This window comes from Paenibacillus septentrionalis, from assembly GCF_042659865.1.
Taxonomy (GTDB): domain Bacteria; phylum Bacillota; class Bacilli; order Paenibacillales; family Paenibacillaceae; genus Pristimantibacillus; species Pristimantibacillus septentrionalis.
In genome coordinates this window covers 1-2,204 of the sequence record NZ_JBHSTE010000019.1, presented here as the reverse complement: position 1 = coordinate 2,204, position 2,204 = coordinate 1, and the positions used below count along the sequence as shown (strand labels likewise).

The 2,204-nt window shown below is 38.4% G+C and carries 3 protein-coding genes; all 3 read left to right on the top strand.

Going from position 1 to position 2,204, the window contains the following annotated elements; genetic code table 11:
* A partial coding sequence (locus ACFP56_RS21660) for a CdiA family toxin C-terminal domain-containing protein (RefSeq protein WP_379238578.1) occupies positions 1–559 on the top strand: 559 nt, incomplete at its 5' end.
* Positions 560–571: 12 nt separating this feature from the next.
* The gene (gene cdiI / locus ACFP56_RS21655) at positions 572–937 is read left to right on the top strand and encodes a ribonuclease toxin immunity protein CdiI (protein WP_379238576.1); all 366 of its coding nucleotides are present in this window, start codon (positions 572–574) and stop codon (positions 935–937) included.
* A 226-nt stretch (positions 938–1,163) separates the two neighbouring features.
* Entirely contained in the window at positions 1,164–1,373 is a 210-nt protein-coding gene (locus ACFP56_RS21650) for a hypothetical protein (protein WP_379238574.1), read from the top strand.
* Positions 1,374–2,204: the final 831 nt, after the last annotated feature.

Sequence of the window (2,204 nt, the reverse complement as noted above, 5' to 3'; positions counted from 1 at the left end):
AAAACCAGACCTGACGCCGCCAAACGCACCGAAAGTGGATCAGATACCAGATCAAAAAACAAAGATTGAGGGGCCGGTTAATACTGTACCAGTAATTAAGAACAACTTCGAGTATATTGATAGTTTTGCCGATCATATGATAAATGCACAAGGAATTGTTAGAAAAGGAAATAAAGGTGTTGTTGGTGGACATAATTTAGAAAGTTTTGAAAAAATTCTGACAGATCAAGGCTGGAAGCTGGATGATGTCATTGTCTCAAGAACTCCACATCCTACTGTTACTGGGGTTTATGAAATAGAGTATAGACTTCCTGCAATAGACAGGGAATTGAAGGTAATACCTGGCCAATATAAAAATATCCCTCAACCAAAGACAGTATATGATTCTAATTTGATTTCAAATGAACAAATGATCGTATGGGGGAAAGAAGCTATGGAGAATGGTGTGATTAATGGGAGATTAGTGACTGGGTATTCATCTAATGGACTTAGATTCACGGGATATCTTGATGATAGTGGGAACATCACAAATTTCCATCCTTCATTTGAGGGAAAATAGGGAGGTGACGATATGTCAAATGAAAATACTTTAGAAAAAAAACTGATAGATCTTTATTATTTTGCTATCGGAGATGGGAACTTTATTAAGGCATTGGAAAAGTATTGTAATGGACAAGGTTTTGGCAACGAGCATATATGGTGTTTATTTTCAGGCGAACTAGAAGAGTGGGAGGAAGGTTACTTCGGAGAAAATGGAGTTTGCTATTTTTTTGACCATCCTGTAGTTGATGAAGATGTAACCATCGTATTGGATTACCCCACTTTCTATGATTATCTCAAAGAAGCAAGTGAGGCATATTTGTTACAGCATTCTGATGATAAGGATTTAGTAGAGTCTCGTTTAAACGAAATTAAACTAAAGTTTGAAATTGTATAAGTAATAGAAGCTGTCAAGTGCTGGATGAACCATCATTCAACCAAAAACAAAAATAAACCATGTAAATGGTGTTGAACTACTTCCACATGCGAGTATAACAACTCCATGTGGTTTCTTTTGTTTAAAACAAATAGAAGACCCATCTTTACGGGCGATCTTCACTTAAGTTTTTATTATTGTTCAAAAGAGCATGTGAGTGATAGGCTAGGAGCAGCCACGATGGTAGGTGGAGCGCCCAGTAAAACCAGACCTGACGCCCCCAAACGTACCGAAAGTGGAGCCGATACCAGATCAAAAACAAAGATTGAGGGATGGAGCAACTTGGCATAGAGCAACTATAAATGGTGTAGAGATTGATCTAATCAAAGTTGGCGATGATGTAACTAGCGGATATCCAACAGGTACGATAAACGCGTCACGCCCATCAGGTTTTTAGCTTAATTTTAAGTGGAGGCATCAAATATGTTCAAAGAACTAGATAACCTTTTATCTGCTGAAACAACAGTAGATTCTTGGTACGATGATGGCTGTGTCATAGCTAGCGAGATACTTTGAGAGTTTAGTCCAAGTGATTGGGATGAATTATCTAATCAGGTGCTTAGTAAGCCAATCGAATGGCAAAGAAAAATAGCATATTGCTTGGATAACAAGTGTAAGTGTTCATGAACTTAACATTCTAATTTCATTGCTTAATACTAATGATGAAGAATTATTCGAGGTATGCATTGACACACTAAGAAGTTATTCAAGTCAAGAAAGTAAAAATATGATATTGGATAATCCCCATATTCTACAACGTGCAAATGACTTACTCCCTACTGCTGGCATACCAGTAAGGAAAATGCTCGAAGATTTTCTTGCTAAAATCCGTTCGTATTTTTTAGATTTCAGATTTAGATGTAATGTTGTCTTAGAACTTTTTTGACAAGGTGCCTTTAGACTTCTCTTTTAATTAAATAACTAGCCGCCCGCGCATCACGCACCGCCGGCTATCCGACGATCAATTGATTACTACCCTAAATATTTATCGGTGCAAACTTATCCTCCGCACGCAATTATCTGGGTCAAACCTTTCAATATCATTCTGGCGACATCATTCTCTTTGAATCCGATTATTCCGTACGAAATGATTTTCAGGGACAAGGGAAATAGCCGCAGCCATCCATGACTTCATCGTGGATGGCTATGCGTAAAGGGGCATATGGAGATGGCCAACATAAGCGTATTTCGTCCAGATCGTGTGCGGCAGCTGCAACGGGATCTGGAG

What these genes read in the sequence shown, in the direction of transcription:
- cdiI (WP_379238576.1), top strand. Translation starts at nt 572, where the DNA reads ATGTCAAATGAAAATACTTTAGAAAAAAAACTGATAGATCTTTATTAT.